The sequence below is a fragment of the Rhodothermus marinus genome, from assembly GCF_009936275.1.
Classification (GTDB): domain Bacteria; phylum Bacteroidota; class Rhodothermia; order Rhodothermales; family Rhodothermaceae; genus Rhodothermus; species Rhodothermus marinus_A.
This window is the reverse complement of sequence record NZ_AP019797.1, coordinates 3,027,632-3,045,293: the sequence shown is the minus strand read 5'-3', so window position 1 is coordinate 3,045,293 and position 17,662 is coordinate 3,027,632. Positions and strand designations below refer to the sequence as shown.

The following is a 17,662-nucleotide window of genomic DNA, read 5'->3' as shown; positions in this document are numbered from 1 at the left end:
CGGAGCATTGCCCATGGAGACAGCATCGGTACGTCTGGGGTTGCGGGCCAACTGGCAGCAGTTCGCCCTGCTGGTGGTGGTGAACGCCTTCGTGGGGGCGATGGTGGGGATGGAACGGGCCATTTTGCCGCTGCTGGCCGAGCAGGAGTTCGGGGTGGCCTCGCGGGTGGCGACGCTGTCGTTCGTGGCGAGCTTCGGGCTGACCAAGGCGCTGGCCAATTTGCTGGCAGGGCGACTGGGCGACCGGATCGGCCGTCGCCGGGTACTGCTGGCCGGATGGCTGGCAGGGTTGCCGGTGCCCTGGCTGCTGATGTGGGCGCCGTCGTGGGCCTGGGTGGTGGCGGCGAACGTGCTGCTCGGAGTGAATCAGGGGCTGGCCTGGTCGATGACGGTCATCATGAAGATCGACCTGGTCGGTCCCCGGCAGCGCGGACTGGCGATGGGGCTCAACGAGGCGGCCGGCTATCTGGCCGTGTCGCTGGCGGCGCTGGCCACGGGCTACGTGGCGGCGACCTATGGATTGCGTCCGCAGCCGTTCTACCTGGGTGTGGTGTTCTCGGGAGTGGGACTGCTGCTCTCAGCGCTTTTCGTGCGGGAGACGCAGCACCACGCCGACCTGGAGGCCCGGCAGCACTTCGACGCTTCGGCGCCGGTGCCGTCTTTCAGAGAAGTATTCGTGCGCACCTCCTGGCGCGATCGGCGCCTGTTTGCCGTGTGCCAGGCGGGCCTGGTCAACAATCTGAACGACGGCATGGCCTGGGGGCTGTTTCCGCTCTTCTTTGCCGCGCTGGGCTACGGACTGACGCAGATTGGCTGGCTGGCGGCGCTCTATCCGGCCGTCTGGGGGCTGGGGCAACTCGTGACCGGAGCGCTCTCGGACCGCATCGGCCGGCGGCCGCTCATCGTGGGCGGGATGCTGCTGCAGGGCGTGAGCATCGGCGCCATGCTCTTTTCCGATGTGTTTGCCTGGCAGGCGGCGGCCATGGTCGGGCTGGGCATCGGTACGGCCATGGTGTATCCGACGCTGCTGGCCGTCATCGGCGACGTGGCGCACCCCGCCTGGCGCTCGACGGCCGTAGGTGTCTACCGCCTCTGGCGGGACGGCGGCTATGTGGTCGGCGCTTTGCTGGCCGGGGTGTTGGCCGACGCGCTGAGCATCCCCTGGGCCATCGGTGCCATCGCCGCCCTGACGCTCCTTTCCGGCGGAGTGGCCGCCACTACGCTTGCCGAAACGCGGCCGCAAACATACAAGGAACTTTGAATTTATGCCTCTGGTAAGGCACGTCGGTGCAGACTTTGGGAAGAAGCATGACGATTGCCCGGGTTTCAAAAAAGGGACGGATTACATTACCTAAAGCTGTTCGCGAGCATCTGCAGCTCAAAGAAGGGGATCCCGTGCAATTTGAAATCCGGTCAGATGGGACGGTGATCCTGCACCGAGCTTCTGAGTCCGTGTACGCTGCTCGGGGTACGTTGCATACTTTTGCGCCGAAGAAGCCGGTTTCTGTCGAAGAAATGGATCAGGCAATAGGCGAGGAAGTTACGCGGCAGTTTCGCACTTCAACCTGAATCCATCGCGCAGACATGCCACAGTTCAGCGGTGGGCTGGACACCAACGTGCTGGTCCGGTATCTGGTGGAAGACGATCCGATTCAGGCCGAGGCAGCCCGACGGTACATTGAGGAGCAATGTAGCGTCGATCGTCCGGCTCTGGTGCATCCGGTCACCCTGTGCGAGCTGGTCTGGGTATTGCGCGCTGCATACAACGTGCCGCGTCAGCGCATTGCGGAGGCGATCGATGCCCTGCTGGATACCCCGACCCTCTACATCATGGAGGCGGAGCTGGTGCGCGGAGCGTTGCAGCTGTTCCGCTCGTCATCGGTTGACTTCGCGGATGCCTACCAGCATGTAGCTTATCAGAAAGCGGGTGCGGCCGGGCTGGTCACCTTTGATCGGCGGGTGGGAAGGCTAACCGGTGCGCAGGTACTCACGTAGGTGGGCTTTTTCTACGGCGGCCGCGGAGCGTCGGGGAGGTGACGGCCCAGAGCACGAAGCCGCTGAGCACGGTCAGCAGCCCGAACAGCGAGAAGCTCTGCAGCAGCAGGTGGTTGAAGTTGTCGCGGGTGCGGTAGTCCATGATGTGGAACATCCAGAAGAAGTCGAACCAGCGCCAGGTGTCGTTGCGTCGGGCCGTGACCCGTCCGTTTTCGGCGGCCACGTAGATTCGGGTGCCGGTGGGATGGTCGAAGACCACGCGGTAGACGGGCAGCGGGCTTCCCCGAAATTCGGAGCCGGGCGGCGCCTCGGTCAGGTATTCGACGGCAGCGATTGGCGCTTCGGGTACAAAATCGGCCTGTGCAATGGCCACCGCTTCGGCCTCGGTAATCGGGGGGCGCAGGCGGCCCGTGCGGGCATCGGCCAGGGCAAAGCGGAGGCGTCCTTCGTGGCGGAACATCAGTTCGTAGACAGGCCGGTCGAGCAAGGGGCGCAGCATGACCTGCAGCACTTCGGCTTCCGGAAAGCGACGCCGGAGTTCCTGCAGGGCCCGGGTCGGGGTGGCCAGCAGCGTGTCGTCCGGAGCCAGCACGGGCGGCGGGGCCATCAGGTGTTCGCCGCGGACTTTTTCGATCGGGTTCAGACTGAAAAACAACCCGCTTCCTGTCCAGAGCAGGAGCTGAATGCCGATGATCAATCCCAGGTAGCGGTGCAGTTTGCGAATCGTACGTACGGGCAGACGCATGGTGGTCAGGGCCAGGTCAGTTGAAGCCGGAAGAAGCCGCCGTCGAAGCGGGCCGGTTTACTCCGCCACTGGCTGGGGATGCCCCAGCCGCTGTAGAGGTCGCCGTCCTGGTCGTAGGAGACTCCGGCGGTCAGCTCCAGCCGGGGACGCCGGTAGCCCAGCAGCAGCGTGAACCGCCGGTTGAACGGAACGACCTGGTCGTGGAAGTTACGACGGAAGGGCAGATTGATGGTGCCGCCCTGGCGGGGGCCGCGTACGTTGCGGTCTTCCAGGTTGAGTTCCAGCGCTCCCCAGAAGCCGGCCGGCGAGAGGTAGCTCAGGCGCGTTTTGCCCGTCAGGCGGCGTTCACGAAAGTCGTACGGCATGACGTAAGCTTCAGGAAGCGCCGCGCCGCTCAGACGATCCGCATTGATGGCGCGGATCCACTCGGTGCGCAGTTCCAGCCGACGCCAGCGCAGCGCACCGTGCAGGCCGAAGGCGCTGGTGTACTCACGGCTCTGGAAATCGTAAGGATAGGGGACGTAGCAGCGGCCCAGTCCGGAGGCGGCCTCCCAGCAGCCCGTGCTGTCGGCGCCGGGCGTGCGCGTGACGGCTCCGTAACTTCCCCGATAGGTGGCGCCCAGTGTGAAAAGCGGACCGGTGTATTCCAGCAGGACGCCCAGGTAGCGGACAGCCTCTTCGTTGTAGAAGGAGGCCAGGTGTTCGGTCACGTAGCCGGCATGGCCGGGAATGCGGGCGACGGTTTCGTCCACCCGAGCGCGGGAGCGACGCTGCAATCCGGCCGTCACTTCGGCCCGCAGCGGCCACCGGGACGGCGTGGTGGCCTCGACGGCCAGAAAGTAAGGACGCCGCAGGTAGCGCTGACGCGTGTCGAAGCTTCGGTTGCTGTTGGCGATCAGGTGATAGACGAAATTACCGGTCCAGTCGAGCAGGCCCAGCTCCAGATGCACACCCCCTTCGGCGAGTGAGCGCCAGATGTAATGCAGCGACAGGTCCAGGTCATCTTTTTCCATGCCCAGCGTATGACGCACGCCGATCTGATGATCGGGGGCCAGCTGGTAGCGGTAGCCCACCTCGACGAAAAAGCGACGGGCGCGCAGGTTTTCCTCCTGCACACCGAGTACGTGAAACGTGCCGCGCCGGCCCAGGCGAACGGCGTGTTTGATCTGGCTTTCGGTAACAAATTCGCCATAGTCAATGCTACCGGTGTAGACCCGGTAGCCACCACTGGCTCGCGTCCATAAGAGATCCTCAAACAGGCTGAACCGATAGGTGAGCAGGTCCAGCTCATACTCGTGATCCATGGTCCGCGTGAACGTGCGGAAAAGCCCCCCTTCGTAGTAGCGGCCGCCGTAGCCGTGTGTGCGGTCCAGTACCAGGCGGCGCATTTCAGCGCTCCATTCTAGCAGGGTGGCCCGAGGAGGCGTCGACTGGGCCTGCGCAAGGTGCACGGCCATGCACAGGCCCAGCCACAGGGTAAGGCGTCTGTGCATTTCCAATGGCGGAAACGGTTGGAAACAGGCTGGGGGAAATTAGGATACAGACGCCCTACAAAAAACACGCCTATTGTTAGTTGTCTGTGGAAGTAGCCAGCAGCATTTCAGAGGGCTCTTAAGTCCTGCGCTGCCACCGATAACGCTCCACAAGCAAATACAAAGCGGGGAGCACGACTAGGGTTAAAGCGGCCGCGGTGAATAGTCCACCAACCATTGGCGCTGCAATACGCTTCATTACTTCGGCGCCGGTTTCCGTGCCGAACATGATGGGCAGCAGGCCAATAAGCGTGGTCGACACGGTCATCAGCAGGGGCCGCAAGCGCAGCAATGCGCCTTCTTCGATCGCTGCGCGAAGTTGTTCGATGGTGCTAAGCTGTCCTGCCTGACGATAGCGACGTACGGCTTCGTCCAGAAACGTGAGCATCACCACCCCGGTCTCCACGGCCAAGCCTACCACACCGATGTATCCTACCGCCACCGCAACGCTCATGTCGAAGGCCAGCGCCACCATCAGCCATACCGCACCAATGGCTGCAAAGGGCAGCGTAGAAAGCAACATCAAGGGTTCCCGGAGGTTGCCAAAGTGCAGCATCAAAATTAGAAAGACTAAACCAAGGGTCAATGGCCCTAAGATTTGCAGGCGGCGATTGGCCCGCTCCATGTACTCAAATTGGCCACTCCAAACCAAAGCATAGCCTGGAGGGAGCGAAAGTTCACGTGCCAGGAGCTGTTGGGCCTGTTGCACGTAGGTGCCAATGTCTACACCTGGGGCCAGGTCGATATACACCCATACGGTTGGGCGGGCATTTTCGCTGCGGATCATCGGTGGGCCTTCGGTGAGCTCAAAGTGCGCGAGCTGGCCCAAGGGTACCTGAGCTCCGGAAGGGGTTGGCACCAGCACCTGGCGTAAAGCCGGTAAGTTGTCGCGCAGGTCTTGGGGATAGCGTACGAGCACGGGATAGCGTTCCAGCCCTTCAATGGTGGTGGTTACATGGAGCCCACCAATAGCAGCTTGGGCAACATCGAGCACCTTACCTATGGTCAGCCCATAGCGAGCAGCTTCGGCGCGGTTGACTACAATGTTCAAATAGCTGCCGCCAGTAGCACGCTCGGCATAGACCGATCGCGTGCCGGGCATGTTGCGCAGCAGGCTTTCCAGCGTAGTGCCTAACCGATCTAGCGTAGCTAGCTCGGGCCCCATCAGCTTGATCCCCAGGGGTGTGCGCATGCCGGTAGCCAGCATGTCGGTGCGGTTCTTGATCGGCATGGTCCAGGCGTTCGTAACGCCAGGAATCTGCAGTGCTCGGTTCATTTCTTCGATCAAGCGGTCAAGCGTCACGCCTGGCCGCCATTCCCGAGGATCCTTAAGCTGAATAATGGTCTCAAACATCGAGAGGGATGCCGGATCGGTGGCGGTTTCGGCGCGGCCCGCTTTGCCTGTTACAGAAGCTACCTCAGGAAAGCTTTTGATAATACGGTTGCTCAACTGCAGCAGCTCTTTGGCTTTTTGGGGCGAAAGGCCTGGGAGCGTAGTGGGCATGTAAAGCAGGTCACCTTCGTTGAGCGGAGGCATGAATTCCGACCCAATCTGAGGAAACGGAATCGCTACCCGGCCCCAAAGCAAGCGTTGAACTGGCAGTAGTGTTAGCCCAAGCAGTAGCAGGCTACCTACGATAACCTGCCAGGGATGGCGAAGTGCGTAGCGGATGACCGGTTGGTACATTTGCGTAAGCAGGCGAGTTAGGGGATTTTGAGCTGCAGGGCGGATTTTCCCTCGCACAAAAACCACCATCAGGGCAGGCACCAGGGTCACTGCGAGCAGCGAGGCTGCTGCCATGGCAAACGTTTTGGTTAGGGCCAAGGGTCGGAACAGGCGACCTTCGATATTTTGCAAGGCAAAAACGGGCAAGAAGCTCAGGGTCACCACCAGCAGTGAAAAAAACAAGCTGGGGCCAGCTTCTCGGGCGGCCTCTAGCACAGCCTGCATATGCTCGCTGTGACGCAGCGGGCGATTGTGCTGCGCGCGCAATCGCTCCAGGTGGCGGTGCGCATTTTCTACCATCACCACCGAAGCATCGACCATGACCCCGATAGCCACGGCAATACCACCCAGGCTCATAATGTTTGCGTTAATGTCGAGGAGATACATAATCAGCAGTGAGATCAGCACCCCCACAGGCACCGCGACTAAGGCCACAAAAGCGCTGCGCACATGCAGCAGAAAGACCAGTACAATAAGCGCTACGACAGCCAGCTCTTGCCAGAGCTTGATGGTAGCGGTGTGCACAGCCTCGCGAATAAGCCGTGAGCGGTCGTAGTCTACAACCACCTTCACCCCTTCCGGTAGGCTGGCCTGAAGCTCGGCCAAGCGGGCTTTTACGCGTTCGATAACACGCAATGCATTTTCTCCATAGCGCATAACCACAATGCCGCTTACCACCTCGCCTTCGCCATCACGCTCGGAGATGCCCCGGCGTAGCTCTGGACCTACTTGCAGACGGGCCACATCATCTAGGGTAATGACAGTGCCGTTTTGCGCTTTAAGCGGGGTTTGCCGTAGATCGTCGATCCCTTGCAGATAGCCTGGAATGCGCACCAGGAATTCTCGCTCACCTAATTCTAAAAGTCGGGCACCGACTTCCTGGTTAGCGTGCGCAATGGCCTGGCGCACCTGATCGATGGAGATGCCATAGGCCAGTAGCTTTTGCGGATCGACAACGACCTGATACTGTTTGAGAAAGCCTCCTACGGTGGCTACTTCTGAGACGCCTTCAATGGACTGGAGTTCGTATTTGAGAAAGAAATCCTGCAGGGCTCGTAGGTCAGCCAAGTCATGCCGGCCCGTGGTATCAATTAGGCTGTACTGAAAAACCCAACCGACGCCAGTGGCATCCGGGCCCAAGCTGACTTGAGCCCCTTCGGGTAAGGTTACTTGATTTAAGTATTCCAGTACACGGCTTCGCGCCCAGTACAGGTCGGTGCCATCTTCAAAAATCACATAAACAAACGAAGTCCCAAACATCGAATAGCCCCGGACTGTACGGGCCCCGGGTACCGCCAGCATGGCGGTAGCCAAGGGATAAGTGATCTGCGCCTCGACAATCTGGGGTGCTTGACCCGGGTACTCCGTACGGATGATCACTTGGGCATCCGATAGATCTGGGATAGCGTCGATCGGCGTGTTCAGTGTAGCCCACAGCCCCAAAGCGCTGATAAGGAGCGTAAGCGTTAAAATGAGCAAGCGATTGTGGGCGCTCCAGGTAATAAGGCGTTCGATCATGGCCGTGTCTGTTGATTAGTTAGCATGTACCAGCAACGTCCCTTTGAGCATGTTCATCCCGCAGGTGAACAGGTAGGCCCCCGCGCGTGCTGGTGTGAAGGTGAGCGTTACGGGTTGGTGTAGGGGCAAATCTACCGGACCAATGCCCAGCTCGGGAAACTGAATGGCCGTGGCACAGGTCTGGTCTGTGGTGCGCGTAACGGTTAGGCGAACCGGCCGTCCAGACGGAACTTCGATGCGTGAAGGCACAAAGCCGTTGGCATCAATCCGTAAGGAAACAACCGTTGTATCCTGATTGGCGCTGTGCCCCTGGTGTTCAGGCATGCGCGGCAAAGGTTGGGGTTGTGTTTTAGGCGCTGGGCTCGTGCCGTGCTCTTGGTGTTCGGGCGCGCGAGGCGAAGGCTGGAGCTGCGTCTCAGGAGCTGGGGTCGCGCCATGTTGATGGCCGCCCATAAACGCAGCTAAGGCTTGCTTTAGCCGTGCTTCGGAGTCAATCAAAAATTGCGCGCGTGCCACAATTTGTTCGCCACCCTCCAAGCCTTCTAAGATTTGCACATAGCCTTGAGCCTCTAAGCCAGGCTGCACGCGCACGGGTCGAAAGCGCCCTTCTCCCAACGCCAAAATCACCCAGGCCTCTGCGCCATAACGCACAAGCGCCTCGGTGGGAATGCGGGGACGCGGCGGCGTAGGCTGCCCCTGGAGGGTTGCGAGGGCATACATGCCCGGTTTTAGGCGCAGGCCAGGATTGGGAACGACAATGCGTGCACGGGCCGTGCGTGTCTCCGGATTAAGCGTGTCGTACATGTAATCCACCCGGCCTTGAAGCCGAACGGTGGGGTCATAGGGCAGCGTAATTTCGGCGGTAATGCCTGGCTTGATCCAACTCAGATCGTGTTCGTAGACGTCCACCTGCAGCCAGAGCGTCGAAAGATCGGCCAGGACGAAGAGCGTCTGGCCCGATCGGATCTGCTGGCCTTCGACGACATGCTTTTCCAGCACCGTCCCCGAAGCCGGCGCGTAGAGCGTCAGCGTTTTCCGCGGCTGGCCGGTGGCCTCGAGCTGGCGAATCTGTTCGTCGGTGATGTCCCAGAACTGCAGGCGCCGACGGGCCGCTTCGAGCAGCCGACGGGCGTCGGCTTCGGCCGGTGTGCCGGCCAGTTGCTGCACATTACGCAGCGCCAGCAGATACTCCTCCTGGGTGGAGACCAGCGCCGGGCTGTAGATTTCCAGCAGCGGCTCGCCTTTTCGGACACGAGCGCCCTCGTAGTCGACGTACAGCCGCTCGACCCAGCCCTCAATCTTGGGCGAGACGGCCACGAGCTGCTGCTCGTTGACTTCCAGGCGAGCGGTGGCCCGAACGGTCGGCGCCAGCGGGGCCACTTCGACGGTCGTCAACCGCACGCCCGTGTTCTGCAGGACGACCGGATCGATCCGGACCGTCCCCTCGTCGCTCATGTCCATCCCTTCGTGAACGGAGACCGGGACGAGGTCCATGCCGCAGTCCGGCGCCTTGCCCGGTGCGTCCTGGACGATCCAGGGGTGCATGGGGTCCTGGTAGACGATGCCGTCCCCGTTTTTGTCGAAGGCGGCCAGCCCGCCCGTCGCAGGGGCGGTGGCCATGGCGGTGTCGGCAGGAGCCGGGGTAGCGCTCGAATCGCTACGCCACAACGAGCGGGCCAGGTAGGCGATCAAAAGCAGGCCCAGCAGGCTCGAGACCAGTAAAATGCGTGGACGCATGGCTCATTCTCCGGTCTGGTTGATGTTTTCAGGAAGCAGCCCCAGCAGTTGTTCGGCTTCGGCCTGTGTGACAAGCAGGCGCGTGATCGTGTCGACGCGCTGGCGCTCCAGTTCGAAGAGCGCCCGTTCGGCATCGAGCAGATCCAGATAAGAGGCCTGGCCGGTCGTGTAGGCGCTGAGCAGCGCCTCGCGGGTGGTGCGGGCCTCCGGGATCAGCGTCTGCTCGAGCAGGGCCAGGTTGGCCCGGTCGGCCGCAAAGCGTGCCTCGAGGGCGCGCCAGCGGCTTTCGAACAGGTTGCGCAGATCCCGGTAGCGGGAGGCCAGCGTGCGGGCCTCCAGACGCGCCTCCTCGACACGGGCACTCCGGCGGGCACGCTGCAGCGGAAGCACCACGCCGACGCGGATGGCGAAGCGGTCGCGCAGTGCCGACAGCGGCGCCACAGGCTGGTTCATGCGCATCATGTCCATGAGGCCCACACCCACGACGAAGTCCGGCCAGTACTCGCGGCGTGCGCGGCGGATGAGCGTGCGCGCTCGGTCTTCCCGGATCCGGAGTGCCAGCGCTTCGGGGTGGCGCCGGAAGGCTTCCGCCAGCGGAATCGAGGGAAGCAGCGTCGGCGGCTCGGGGGGCGCCAGCCGCGCCGTGTCGGGCAGGTCGGTGCGACCGGTAAGCTGGATCAGCTGCGCATAGCGGGCCCGCCAGGCACCCTGCAGGTCCAGAAGCTGACGGGACAGCCGGTGCTGCTCGAGCTGCACGCGCAGGACGGCCGCCTGAGAGCCCTGACCGACTTCGTAGCGGACGGCTGCCGCCTCGGCGAAGGCCCGCAGCCGCGCCTGGAAGTCTTCGATCAGTCGACGCGTCTCCTGCAACCGATACAGCTCGTAGTAGGTCGTGCGCAGCGCATAGGCCAGTCGCAGCGCCAGTGCATCGGCCTCCCGGGCCGTCGCTTCGGCCTCCAGGCGGGCAGCTTCGGCCTCCAGCCCGAGCTTGCCCGGGAACGGAACGCGCTGCATGAGCAAGGCCGAAGCGGGCGCCAGCCCTTCCACGTCGCCGATGGCCAGCGGACGATAGCCGGCTTCAAAGGACGGATCGGGCAGTGCCCCGACCTGGGTGGGGCGTGTGGCCCGGGCTGCCGCCTGCAACCGGGCTGCCTGCAGCGCCGGATTGGCCTGAAGGGCTTCCTGGAGCAGCGCGGATAACGACAGCAGCGTGTCGGGCCGTTGCGCCCGGGCGGGGATTGTGAGGATGAAAAAGAGACTGATCAGTACGAAATAACGCCGGTGCATAGACGTCTCCTGGATAGATGGCCCTGAGGTAGCGTCAACGTGTCGGTCCAGAAGCAGGCATTCGGCGCGCGGAGTGGGGCGCCGTCGCCCGGGCCATCAGATCAGGAGGACGGCGAATTGCACGTGCAGGGGGACGGGAGGGGTTACCGTGAGGATCGGTGAAGCAGCCGGCGCCCGAAGCGGGCGAGGTGTGCTCACGGGAAGGCGGCTCTTCGCCGTCCCGAGCGCATTGCAGCAGGGGAGACGCGCCTTCCTGGCACATGGCCGTGCTCTATCCGGCCGAAGCGGGCGAGGTGTGCTCACGGGAAGGCGGCTCTTCGCCGCCCCGAGCGCATGGGAGCAGGAGGGGACGGGCTGGCGGGTGCTCAGAAGCGGTTGCTCCTCGGTACAGCAGGGCGCCGGCTCCGAGGTCGTGCAGGTCGGCGCGCTCGGATGCGTCTGGACGTCGGGCATGGCGGCGCAGGCAACCGGCGGGGTGACGTCCCGGATCGGCATGGTGCAGGCGGGCGTCAGCAGGTGGAACGCGCCGGTGAGCAGCAGTGCCGCCAGCCCTGCCGCTACGCCCTGGATGCCATATCGAAACCACCTGCTCATGATCGTTCCGTCGGTTGCCTGCGCGAAAGCTCGGAAAGCGCGACTTAAAGGCGGCTCACATTCACCTTAAGTTGTTTTAAGGTGGCGTGCCGGGCTCAGAAGGACCGACACGCCACCTGCTTTCAGGAAACCACCGTGTAGCCTTCCGCTTCGATGGCGGCTTTGAGCTGGTCCCGGCTGACCTGCGCCGGGTCGTAGGCCACCGTGGCGCGGCCGATTTCGACCGACTGCACCTCGACACCCGGCAGCTTCTTCAGGGCACTGGTTACGGCATGCACGCAGTGCTGGCAGCTCATGCCTTCGATCTGGAAGGTTTCCTGCGTTTTCATGGCGGTTTTTTCAGGTTGGGTTGCGGGTTGACGTTTCGGCTCCGAGAGCCAGAAGTACCAGACGACCCAGGCCATGGCGGCCAGGCCGATCAGCGTCACGATCCAGGCGGTCGTGTCCATGGCTCAGTGTAGCGGTTCGGGTTGAAAGCGCCGCAGGCGGAGGCTGTTGGTGACCACCGAGACGCTCGAAAGTGCCATGGCGGCGGCGGCGATGATCGGATTGAGCAGCAGGCCGGTAAACGGATACAGCACGCCCGCGGCGATCGGGATGCCCAGCGTGTTGTAGATGAAGGCGAAGAACAGATTCTGCTTGATGGTGCGAAGCGTGCGGGCCGACAGCCGGAAGGCGTCGACGACGGCCCGCAGGTCCGGGCGCATGAGCGTGACGTCGCCCGCCTCGATGGCGATGTCGGTGCCGGAGCCCATGGCGATGCCCACGTCGGCCTGAGCCAGCGCCGGGGCGTCGTTGATACCGTCGCCCACCATGGCCACGACGTGCCCTTCCGCCTGAAAAGCGGCCACGGCTGCGGCTTTGTCCTGCGGCAGCACGTTGGCCCGGACTTCGTCGATGCCCAGGCGGCGGGCCACGGCGCGGGCGGCCGTCTCGCTGTCGCCGGTGATCATGGCCACGCGGCGGCCCATGCGGTGCAGTGCCCGGATGGCCGGCTCGGCCGATGGACGGATCGTATCGGTAAGGGCCAGCAGACCGGCCGGCACCCCGTCGACGGCCACGGCCACCACCGTATGGCCTTCGGCAGCCAGCGCCGTCACCTGCTCCTCGGGCACCGGAACGCCCTGCTCGGCCAGAAAGGCTGGCCGCCCAATCTGTACGTGACGGCCGTCGACGCGGGCCCTCACGCCCAGCCCGGCCAGCGCCTCGAAGTCGCGCACGGGGGGAAGCGTCAGCCCGCGCGCCTCGGCCGCCTCGACCACGGCCCGGGCCAGCGGATGCTCCGAGCGCTGCTCGACGGCCGCCGCCAGCGCCAGTAGCGCGTCGGCCTCATGCCCGTTGAGCGGCACCACGTGCGCCAGATGCGGCCGCCCTTCGGTGAGCGTGCCGGTCTTGTCGAACACCACCAGATCGACGTGGTGCAGGCGCTCCAGGGCGTCGCCGCCCTTGATGAGCACGCCGAGCTGGGCCGCCCGACCCGTGGTCACCAGGATGGCCGTGGGCGTGGCCAGCCCCAGCGCGCACGGGCAGGCGATGATCAGCACCGAAACGAACGTCAGCAGGGCGTGCGTCAGGCGCGGCTCCGGACCGAAGTCGAACCAGAGCACGAAGGTGGCGATCGCCACCAGCATGACCACGGGCACGAAGATGCCGGCCACACGGTCGGCCAGGCGCTGGATGGGCGCCTTGCGCGCCTGTGCCTCTTCGACGAGCCGGACGATCTGCTGCAGTACCGTGTCGCGCCCGACGCGCGTCACGCGCACCACCAGCGCGCCGCTCTGATTCAACGTGCCGCCGATGACCGGATCGCCGGGCTTTTTATCGACCGGAACCGACTCGCCCGTGATCATGCTTTCGTCGACGGCCGCCGTGCCCTCCTCGACGATGCCGTCCACCGGAATCTTCTCACCGGGGCGAACGACGACGCGGTCGCCCACGCGAACGGCTTCGACGGGCACCTCTTCCAGGCGGCCGTTACGCTCCACGCGGGCGCGGGGCGGCTGCAGATCCAGCAGTTTTTCGATGGCTGCGCTGGTGCGGGCCCGGGCCCGTGCTTCGAGCATACGCCCCAGCAGGATCAGCGTGACGATGACGGCCGCCGCCTCGAAGTAGACGTCCGGCGCGCGCCCGGCCGCCTCGAAGAAGCCCGGAAAGACGGTGGCCACCGTGCTGTAGACGTAGGCCGAGCCCACGCCGATGGCCACCAGCGTATTCATGTCGGCCGCGTGGTGGCGGAAAGCCCGCCAGGCGCCCGTGAAGAACGGCCGCCCGGCCCAGAAAACCACCGGGGTGGTGAGCAGCAGCTGAATCCAGCGGCTTCCGGGGAAGTCCAGCGCGCCATGCGCCATGGCCAGCACGACCACCGGCAGGCTCAGCAGCGCCGCGATCCAGAAGCGCCGGCGAACGTCCCGATAGTGCGCCTCGCGCTCGCGGCGCAGCGCCTCGCGGTCGGTCGGAACGGCCCGCCGTGCGCTTTCGGCCAGCAATCCGGCCGCCACGAGCTGCTGCTGCAGCGCGGCCGGATCGGCCACGACGGGCACGTAGCGCACCGCAAGGACGGGCGCGCCGTCTTCGTCGACGACTTCCCAGGTCAGCACGCCGTTCGTGCGGCCGAAGAGCTGCTCCAGTTCGTCGGCCGAAGGCGTGCGCGTCAGCGGCACGCGCAGGGTTTCCGTGCGGACGCCGTAGCCCGCTTCCTCGACGGCCGAGACGAGCTGTTCCAGGCGGACGGCCTTCGGGTCGATGGCCACGGCCGCCTCGCCCGTGGCGTAGTTGACGCTGGCCTGGCGGACGCCCGGCACGGTGCGCAGCCGCCGTTCGATGCGCACGGCGCAGGCCGCGCATTCCATGCCCTCAACGGGCAGGCGCAGCGCCGTTTCCGCCTCAGGCGTGGGCGTTTCCGTCAGGGGTTCCGGTGTCGGCGTGCGTTCCATGGTCGTCGTGCAGGGCATGAAGGATCGGACAGTGTTCGACGGGCGCCTTTCCGTCGCAGGCGGCCACCAGCCGGCGCAGCGTATCGCGGATGCGGGTCAGGTCCCGGATCCGCGCCTCGATCTCGGCGATCTTGGCCAGGGCCCGCTGGCGGACCAGCCCGCTGCTGGCGCCCGGGGTCGCCTCGAGCGTCAGCAGTTCTTCGATTTCGCGGAGCGAGAAACCCAGCTCCTGCGCCCGTTTGATGAAGCGCAGGCGGGCCACGTCCGTTTCGGAGTAGGCGCGGTAGCCGGCGGCCGTCCGGCGGGGCGGAGGCAACAGGCCCCGCTGCTCGTAGTAGCGGATCGTTTCGGCATGCACGCCGGCCCGTTGCGCCAGTTCACCGCGTGTCAGCATGGGTTCAGCCAACGGTTTGCGGGCTTCCATTACGCCCTGTAGTTAACTACAGGGTTCCAGATCTGATGGCACCGGTCAGGTTTTATTCATGAGGACTTGACACACGAAAGGGCTTTCTTTATCTTCCGTTTGAAAAATTTGAAACGAAAGGAAAATTGATGCTATGGGACGGGGCCTGACGCCGCTGCAGCGCGATCTGGTGGAAGAGTTCGGAAATATCTACGAAGGCTACGGCCTTTCGCGGCTGAAGGGATTGATCGTGGGATTGCTCCTGACGCAGCCGGAGCCGCTTTCGCTGGATGATATTGCCACGTTGCTCAACCGGTCGAAAGGGCCCATTTCAAGCACGATCCGGGAGCTGGCGAGCATCGGGCTGGTGCGCAAGGTCAACGGTCCGGAAAACCGTCGCGACTACTACGTGGCGCACCCCGATCTGTTTTTGAACAACTTCAAGTTCAACCTGGCAACGGTGCGCAAAAATCGGCGCACGGCCGAGCAGTTTCTCTGGGAGATGGAGGCCAGCGGAGATCCAGCCCATCAGGCGGCCATCGAGCGACTGCGCCATATGCAGGCTTTCTACCGGCTGATGGAGCAGTTCTACGAGAACTTTACGAAGGAATGGGAGCGGGTCCGGGCACAAATGGAAGCCGCCAACGCCTCGGTGAATTGATCGGGTTTTTTTCTGGATTGTTCGTTTGAAAAATTTCAAACGTTGCCTACGATAAGATTTCTTTGTCATACACTCACAAAACTGGGAGGCGGTCATGAAACGGCTGCTCTGGTTCTGTCTGCTGGGCTGGCTCGGAAGCCCTTTTGCTCTAGCACAATCGGTCTGGATTGAGGGACAGGTGCAGGAGGCGACCAGCGGAGCGGCGTTGCCCGGCGCCAACGTCGTGCTCGTGGAAACCGGCCAGGGCACGACCACCGACGTGGACGGTGCGTTTCGGCTGGGGCCGGTATCCCCCGGGCGCTATACGTTGCAGGTGTCATTCGTGGGGTACCAGACGCGCACGCAGGTTGTGCAGGTGGACACGGCGCCGATGCGATTGACGTTGACGCTGGCGCCCGCCCTGTTCGAAGCCGAGGCCGTGGTGGTGACCGGTACGCGCCAGACCGAAAAGCTGCTCGAGGCGCCGGTGACCATCGAAACGATTACCGCGGCCGACCTGACCCGTACAGGAGGCGGCACCTTTCTCTCGGCGCTGGCCGGCCTGAAGGGCATCGACTTCGTGGATGCCGGTATCAATGCGCAGGGCATTTCGGCGCGTGGATTCAACAGCCAGTTCAACACGCGCATGCTTGCGATGACCGACGGCCGGGTGGCCCAGCTGCCCGGCACCGGACTCCCCCAGGGCAACTTTCTGCCGACGGCTCCGCTGGACGTGAAGGCGATTGAAGTGGTCGTCGGACCGGCTTCGGCGCTCTACGGCCCCAATGCCCATACCGGTGTGGTGAACGTCATCACCAAAGATCCCTGGGACGAATCGGGCCTGTCGCTGGCGGCACGTACCGGCGAGCGGTCGCTGATCGACATCACAGGGCGGGCCGCCGGTACGGTCGGATCCTGGGGGTGGAAAGTTACCGGGCAGTATCTGGAAGCCGACGACTTCGAACCAAGCCGCGAAGAAGGCCTGCATAACTATGGCACTACCATTTTTGAAGGCGATGTGCTGCGCGACCTCGGAGGCTATTCTATCCGATCGGCCAAGCTGGAAGGATTTCTTTACTACCGGCTGGGGCCATGGCAGGCAAAGGCTGGTGCCGGCTATTCGAGCAACGACAACTTCGGGCTGACCAACAACGGCCGCAATCACATCCGGGGTTGGGAAGTGCAGTATCAGACGGTCGAAGTCAGCCATCCCAACTGGTACGCCCAGTTTACGCGTACGAAGAACGACGCGGGCCGAACGTACCAGCTCAATGCCGTCGTGCAGGCGGCGGCCGCCCAGGTAGCGGCGGGGGTGCCGCTGGAGCAGGTTGATCTGGGAGCGCTTCGAGAAGCCAGTAAGTTCGTGGATCGCGGGGCGCTGCTCGATGGCGAAGTGCAGTACCGGCAATCATTGCCGTTCCTGCAGGGCCGTGTGGTGGCCGGCGTGCAGGTGCGCCGTTACCTGCCGGACTCCGACGGCACGTTTCTGGCCGATGCAGGCGGCGAAGACCTGAGCGCGACCGAAGTAGGCGGCTATGCCCAGCTCGATCTGCGTCTGCTCCCCGATCGGTTGCGACTGGTGACGGCGGCCCGCATCGATCGCCACACGAACTACAGTACGCAGTTCAGCCCGAAGGCGGCGCTGGTCTATACGGTCCTGCCCGGCCATAACGTGCGCTTTGGCTACAACCGGGCGTTCAAGAGTCCCACCATCCTGGAAAACTATCTGTTCATTCCCATCCGCCGCTTCGACATCCTGACCGGCTACTACGTCAACGCCTTTGGCAACCGGGACGGCTACGTGGTCAAAGATGCGAGCGGACAGGTGGTCAGTCGGGTGGAGGGGCTGGAGCCGGAGCAGGTGGATGCGCTGGAGCTGGGCTACAAGGGCGCTTTCGGGACGCGGGCGTTCGTGGACGTGGTGGGCTACTACTCCTGGTATCGCAACTTCATCAGCCCGCTGACGCTGGTCGCCGACGGTTTCACGACGATTGCCTACGAGGCCGACGGAACCACACCGGTGCGCGCCCCCGCTTCGGACGCGCTGTTCAACGGCCTGCTGACCTACCTGAATTTTGGTCGAGCGGAGGTGGCCGGGCTGGATGCCGGGTTGACGCTGTATCCGTCGCCTTACGTGACGCTTTCGGGCAGTGTGTCGTTGATTTCGCTGCGCAGCTTCACGGAGACGGCCGGGCAGAGCGAATTGCCGCTCAACGTACCCGAGACCAAGCTGAAGGGTAACGTGACCGTGCGCAACGTGGGGCTGCAGGGATATTTTGCGAGCCTGAGCGCGCGTTACCAGAGCGCCTACCGGTTCGTTTCGGGTTACTGGAACAGCGAGACCATGTTGCCCGGGCACGACGGCAAGGTGCCGGCGCGCACCGTACTGGATCTGACGCTGGGCTACCAGGTGCCCCGGATTGGGCTGGATCTGACGCTGAGCATCTCGAACCTGCTGGACAACGAGGGCTACGACGTGCTGGGTGCCCCCGTCCGGGGTCGCTTTATCTGGTTTGGCATCACCTATCACCTTGCTGGATTGCGGTACTGAT

At 63.7% G+C, this 17,662-nt stretch carries 14 protein-coding genes; 5 read left to right on the top strand and 9 right to left on the bottom strand.

Translation table 11 applies throughout. The features are described 5' to 3' along the window. Positions 1-13 precede the first annotated feature (13 nt). Genes GYH26_RS13250 through GYH26_RS13240 form a run of 3 tightly spaced genes read left to right on the top strand, consistent with a single transcriptional unit; the run spans position 14 to position 1,995 of the window. A complete protein-coding gene (locus tag GYH26_RS13250; RefSeq protein WP_161542058.1) occupies positions 14-1,261 on the top strand; it encodes an MFS transporter in 1,248 nt (415 codons plus the stop codon). Between the two features lie 47 nt (positions 1,262-1,308). Next, positions 1,309-1,569, top strand: coding sequence for an AbrB/MazE/SpoVT family DNA-binding domain-containing protein (locus GYH26_RS13245; protein WP_161542057.1), 261 nt, complete (start codon positions 1,309-1,311; stop codon positions 1,567-1,569). Between the two features lie 15 nt (positions 1,570-1,584). Then, positions 1,585-1,995, top strand: coding sequence for a PIN domain-containing protein (locus GYH26_RS13240; protein WP_161542056.1), 411 nt, complete (start codon positions 1,585-1,587; stop codon positions 1,993-1,995). Here GYH26_RS13240 and GYH26_RS13235 read toward each other — a convergent pair. From GYH26_RS13235 to GYH26_RS15385, 9 genes are all read right to left on the bottom strand, one after another. After that, the gene (locus tag GYH26_RS13235; protein ID WP_161542055.1) at positions 1,988-2,740 is read right to left on the bottom strand and encodes a PepSY domain-containing protein; all 753 of its coding nucleotides are present in this window, start codon (positions 2,738-2,740) and stop codon (positions 1,988-1,990) included. The two genes, GYH26_RS13240 and GYH26_RS13235, sit on opposite strands and share 8 nt — an antisense overlap. 5 nt (positions 2,741-2,745) lie before the next feature. Further along, a complete protein-coding gene (locus tag GYH26_RS13230) occupies positions 2,746-4,128 on the bottom strand; it encodes a hypothetical protein (RefSeq protein ID WP_242006438.1) in 1,383 nt (460 codons plus the stop codon). Between the two features lie 223 nt (positions 4,129-4,351). Further along, positions 4,352-7,516 (bottom strand): efflux RND transporter permease subunit, encoded by a 3,165-nt coding sequence (locus GYH26_RS13225; protein ID WP_161542054.1) that lies wholly within the window; start codon positions 7,514-7,516, stop codon positions 4,352-4,354. A 15-nt stretch (positions 7,517-7,531) separates the two neighbouring features. After that, positions 7,532-9,253 (bottom strand): efflux RND transporter periplasmic adaptor subunit, encoded by a 1,722-nt coding sequence (locus GYH26_RS13220; protein ID WP_161542053.1) that lies wholly within the window; start codon positions 9,251-9,253, stop codon positions 7,532-7,534. A gap of 3 nt (positions 9,254-9,256) precedes the next feature. Further along, entirely contained in the window at positions 9,257-10,540 is a 1,284-nt protein-coding gene (locus GYH26_RS13215; RefSeq protein ID WP_161542052.1) for a TolC family protein, read from the bottom strand. Between the two features lie 96 nt (positions 10,541-10,636). Continuing rightward, positions 10,637-11,134, bottom strand: coding sequence for a hypothetical protein (locus GYH26_RS13210; protein ID WP_161542051.1), 498 nt, complete (start codon positions 11,132-11,134; stop codon positions 10,637-10,639). Positions 11,135-11,256: 122 nt separating this feature from the next. Next, a complete protein-coding gene (locus GYH26_RS13205; protein ID WP_161542050.1) occupies positions 11,257-11,583 on the bottom strand; it encodes a cation transporter in 327 nt (108 codons plus the stop codon). A gap of 3 nt (positions 11,584-11,586) precedes the next feature. Next, on the bottom strand, positions 11,587-14,067 hold the full coding sequence (locus GYH26_RS13200; RefSeq protein ID WP_161542049.1) for a heavy metal translocating P-type ATPase: 2,481 nt from the start codon (positions 14,065-14,067) through the stop codon (positions 11,587-11,589). Then, the gene (locus GYH26_RS15385) at positions 14,018-14,461 is read right to left on the bottom strand and encodes a heavy metal-responsive transcriptional regulator (protein ID WP_197738533.1); all 444 of its coding nucleotides are present in this window, start codon (positions 14,459-14,461) and stop codon (positions 14,018-14,020) included. Before GYH26_RS15385 ends, GYH26_RS13200 begins: the two co-directional genes overlap by 50 nt. A 163-nt stretch (positions 14,462-14,624) precedes the next feature. Between GYH26_RS15385 and GYH26_RS13190 the strand changes: the two genes are divergently transcribed. Together GYH26_RS13190 and GYH26_RS13185 are read left to right on the top strand one after the other, a co-directional pair. Next, positions 14,625-15,131, top strand: a complete 507-nt coding sequence (locus GYH26_RS13190; RefSeq protein ID WP_161542047.1) for a GbsR/MarR family transcriptional regulator — start codon at positions 14,625-14,627, stop codon at positions 15,129-15,131. Between the two features lie 94 nt (positions 15,132-15,225). Next, positions 15,226-17,661 carry a TonB-dependent receptor gene (locus GYH26_RS13185; protein ID WP_161542046.1) on the top strand — a complete coding sequence of 812 codons (2,436 nt, stop codon included), beginning with the start codon at positions 15,226-15,228 and terminating at the stop codon, positions 17,659-17,661. Position 17,662 lies beyond the last annotated feature (1 nt).